The sequence below is a fragment of the Streptomyces sp. NPDC055078 genome, assembly GCF_053607985.1.
In genome coordinates this window covers 1-3623 of the sequence record NZ_JBSGUP010000767.1, presented here as the reverse complement: position 1 = coordinate 3623, position 3623 = coordinate 1, and the positions used below count along the sequence as shown (strand labels likewise).

Sequence of the window (3623 nt, the reverse complement as noted above, 5' to 3'; positions counted from 1 at the left end):
CGTGCGCCGGAGCGCCTCCGGCGCACCGCTGGCCGTACGCAGCTCCAGCGGCTCACCGGCACCCGCCACATCGGCGAGGTCGCCGGGCACCGAGGTCGAGTTGGGCCGACGGCCGCCCCGGCCCTCGCCCAGCACCTGCCAGCCACCACGGGTCAGCGTGATGTAGGCACCGCAGCGAAGCCCATGCAGGGTGCAGGCGTCCCGCAGCCCCCACATCCAGGCGCCGTCCTCCTCCGTCCACCGTTCGTCCCCGTCGCGGCAGTAGAGCAGTACGGCGGTACGCACCGGGGTGCGACGGCGCAGATCATGCGGGATCACCCTGCGCAGATGGGCCAGCAGGGCGTTCCGGAACTCCCAGCCGTCCACCGGGGCGGAGCGGCGGGCGAACGAAGCGCTCGCCGAGAGGCGTTCCTCGGGGTCGAGCACCGCGACGACCGCCATCATCGGCGTCGGCCGGTGGCGGGCATGCAGCCCGCTGACCACCTCTCGGGGATTGCGCAGCAGCGGGATCCCCGCCTCTGCCCACTCGGCAGGCTCAAGCATCCTGGCGAGGCGGCTGGCGGAGTTGGCCGTGTTGGTCATCGAGGTGGCTGCGGACGAAGCGAATCCGAAGGTCACAGTCCTCCCTTCGCATACGCGCCCACAGTGCGGGCAGGGTCGGGTGAGGGCGCACCGCGACACAGGCCCTTCGGACCGCGAACGGGCCGTGCGGGGAGCCCTTCAATTCTTCCTGCCCCGTGGGCATGCGGCAACGAGCAATTTGGCGTCAGCGGCGGGAATCGGCGGTTATGGCGCTCATATCCCTGCCCATCAGTATCCCCCAAGACACCGCCCCTGGCTCCCCTTCGTCACGCTTGAACCGCAAGGACCAGCGGAAACACCCCTTTCGCGCCCGCCCGCCGAAGCAATCGCGCCGCCACCGCCAAAGTCCAGCCACTGTCCGAAAGATCGTCGACCAGCAGCACCGGACCGTCGGCCTCCGCCAGCGTCTCCGCCAGCGCCGCCGGAACCGTGAACGCCTCGTGCAGGGCGCGCACCCGCTGAGCGCTGTTGGTACGCGAGATCCGCTCCCCGGCGCCGTCGAGTGCGTACTCCACCGAGCCGAGCAGGGGCATCCGTCCGACCTCGGCGATCCGGGCGCCGAGGGACCCCACCAGCTCGGGCCTACCCCGGGAGGCCACGGTGACGACTCCGACCGGGCGGGCGGCCGCGTCCGGCGCTCCGGAGGCCCAGCCGCCGGGCCCCTTCGCCCAGTCCGCCAGCACCGTCACCACCGCGTCCACCACATCGGCCGCGACAGGGCCGTCCGGCGACTGCGGTGCCAGCAGCGGACGCAGCCGATTGCCCCACCCGATGTCGGAGAGCCGTCCCAGCGCGCGGCCCGTGAACCCCTGCTCCCCTTCGGGGATACGGCCCTTGAGAGCGACACCCACCGCCGCCAGCCCGGTGGGCCACATCCTGCGCGGCTCCACCTCCACCCCCGGCCGGCTCAGCTCCCCGCGCGCGGCGTCCAGGGCCGCGTCGGAGACCTTGTCGCTGAACCTGCCCCCCGCGCAGTTGTCACAGCGACCGCAGGGCGCTGCCTCCTCGTCGTCGAGCTGGCGTCGCAGAAACTCCATCCGGCAGTTCGTCGACCGGGTGTAGTCCCGCATGGCCTGCTGCTCGGCCGACCGCTGCCGGGCGACCCACGCATATCGCTCGGAGTCGTACGACCAGGGCCGGCCGGTGCTGGTCCAGCCGCCCTTCACCCGGTGCACCGCGCCGTCGACATCCAGGACCTTGAGCATGGTCTCCAGGCGGGTCCGCCGCAGCTCGACGAGCGGCTCCAGGGCGGGCAGCGACAGCGGTCGGTCGGCCCGCGCCAGCACATCCAGGGTGCGCCGCACCAGTTCCTCGGGAGGAAAGGCCACCGAGGCGAAGTACTGCCAGATCGCCTCGTCCTCCCTGCCGGGCAGCAGCAGCACCTCGGCGTGCTCGACACCACGGCCGGCCCGGCCCACCTGCTGGTAGTAGGCGATGGGGGAGGAGGGGGAGCCGAGGTGGACGACGAATCCGAGGTCCGGTTTGTCGAAGCCCATGCCCAGCGCCGAGGTGGCGACCAGCGCCTTGACGCGATTGCCGAGGAGATCCTCCTCGGCCTGCTGCCGCTCCGCGTTCTCCGTACGGCCGGTGTAGGAGGCGACCGGGTGCCCGCACTGGCGGAGATGCGCGGTGACCTCCTCGGCCGCCGCGACGGTGAGGGTGTAGATGATCCCCGAGCCGGGCAACTCGCCGAGATGATCCGCCAGCCAGGCCAGCCGGGTGGCCGCGTCGGGTAGCTGGAGCACCCCCAGGCTGAGGCTCTCCCGGTCCAGGGGGCCGCGCAGGATCAGCGCATCGGTGCCCGCACCCGTGCCCAGCTGTTCGGCGACATCCGCGGTCACCCGGGCATTGGCCGTCGCGGTGGTAGCCAGCACCGGCACATCGGCCGGCAGCTCCGCCAGCATGGTGCGCAGCCGGCGGTAGTCGGGGCGGAAGTCATGGCCCCAGTCGGAGATGCAGTGCGCCTCGTCCACCACCAGCAGCCCGGTGGCGGCGGCCAGGCTGGGCAGCACCTGGTCACGGAAGTCCGGGTTGTTGAGCCGCTCCGGGCTGACCAGCAGCACATCGACCTGGCCCGCCGCCACCTCGGCCCGGACCGAGTCCCACTCCTCGGTGTTGGAGGAATTGATCGTCCGGGCGCGGATCCCCGCCCGGGCCGCCGCCTCCACCTGGTTTCGCATCAGGGCGAGGAGGGGGGAGATGATCACGGTCGGACCGCTGCCCTGGCGGCGCAGCAGCGAGGTCGCGACGAAATAGACGGCGGACTTGCCCCAGCCGGTCCGCTGCACGACCAGCGCCCGGCGCTTGTGGGCGACCAGCGCCTCGATCGCCCGCCACTGGTCCTCGCGCAGCCGGGTGGTGCCCGTGCCGTCCGAGACGAGGCGGGCGAGCACGGCGTCGGCCGATGCCCTGAGGTCCGCGGGCTCCGCGAGGTCTGCGTTGGTCATGGCCCCATGGAACCCGATGGGACCGACAATGCGCGAACGGGTCCACCAGCCTGTGGATAACGTTATCCACAGGGGTCGCGCCGCCGGGCTCGCCGCGAGACCGTCGATGGCATGAACAAGCATCACGACCACACCGGCGGCACATCCCGCACCGACGACCAGCAGATCACCCTGCGCGGCCCGGCCGAACTGGCGGACGCCCTGCCGTACATGCTGGGCTATCACCCCACCGACTCGATCGTGATCGTCGCGCTGCACGGCAGCCGCGGTCGCTTCGGCGGTCGGGTGAGGCTGGGTATTCCACGCTCACCGAGCGAGTGGCCCCCCGTCGCCCGGCAGCTCGCGGATTGCCTGATCGACGGCAGCGAGCGCCGCGGCCCGCGCCCCGACGGCTTCGTTCTCTTCCTCTGCCAGGACCCGGCGGAAGGCGAGCAGAGCCATCAGGTCATGGAGCGACTGCGTCCCCTCGCTCAGCGTCTGCGCACCGCCTGCGGCAAGCGCGATGTGCCCGTGTACGAGGCGCTGTGCATCTCCGACGGCAGGTTCTGGTCCTACTGCTGTCCCGACAAGCGCTGCTGCCCGCCGGAGGGGAGC

Annotated in this window: 3 protein-coding genes; 1 reads left to right on the top strand and 2 read right to left on the bottom strand. The window is 71.9% G+C overall.

What is annotated here, in order from left to right:
- Both ACWF94_RS36330 and ACWF94_RS36325 read right to left on the bottom strand, forming a co-directional pair.
- Positions 1-618, bottom strand: a 618-nt coding sequence (locus tag ACWF94_RS36330) for a hypothetical protein (protein WP_453498791.1), incomplete at its 3' end; no start/stop codon positions are given.
- Positions 619-848: 230 nt separating this feature from the next.
- Positions 849-3029, bottom strand: a complete 2181-nt coding sequence (locus ACWF94_RS36325; protein WP_453498788.1) for a RecQ family ATP-dependent DNA helicase — start codon at positions 3027-3029, stop codon at positions 849-851.
- 111 nt (positions 3030-3140) lie between these two features.
- Between ACWF94_RS36325 and ACWF94_RS36320 the strand changes: the two genes are divergently transcribed.
- Positions 3141-3623, top strand: a 483-nt coding sequence (locus ACWF94_RS36320; RefSeq protein WP_453498786.1) for a DUF4192 domain-containing protein, incomplete at its 3' end; no start/stop codon positions are given.

Coding starts and splice junctions, on each gene's coding strand:
- ACWF94_RS36325 (WP_453498788.1), bottom strand. CDS start 3,029: ATGACCAACGCAGACCTCGCGGAGCCCGCGGACCTCAGGGCATCGGCC.